1 protein-coding gene is annotated in these 339 nt (G+C 69.0%); it reads left to right on the top strand.

Going from position 1 to position 339, the window contains the following annotated elements; genetic code table 11:
• A partial coding sequence (locus tag R5H29_RS00070) for an adenine phosphoribosyltransferase (protein ID WP_332328528.1) occupies positions 1-339 on the top strand: 339 nt, incomplete at both ends.

A 339-nucleotide genomic window follows, 5' to 3' on the forward strand; every position in this document is an offset into this window, starting at 1 on the left:
CCGCGACATCACCACGCTTCTGGCCGACGCGCGCGCGTTCCGCCGCGCGGTGGACGAATTGGTGCATCCCTGGGCCGGCTCGAAGATCGACAAGGTCGCCGGCATCGAGGCGCGCGGCTTTATCCTCGGCGGCGCCGTAGCGCATCAGGTCTCGGCCGGCTTCGTGCCGATCCGCAAGAAGGGCAAGCTGCCGCACACCACGGTGAGCATCGCCTACTCCCTCGAATACGGCATCGACGAGATGGAGATGCACGCCGACGCGGTGCAGCCCGGCGAGCGCGTGATCCTGGTCGACGATCTGATCGCGACCGGCGGCACCGCGGAGGGCGCGGTGAAGCT

The organism is Stenotrophomonas sp. A3_2, assembly GCF_036624925.1.
GTDB lineage: Bacteria > Pseudomonadota > Gammaproteobacteria > Xanthomonadales > Xanthomonadaceae > Stenotrophomonas > Stenotrophomonas hibiscicola.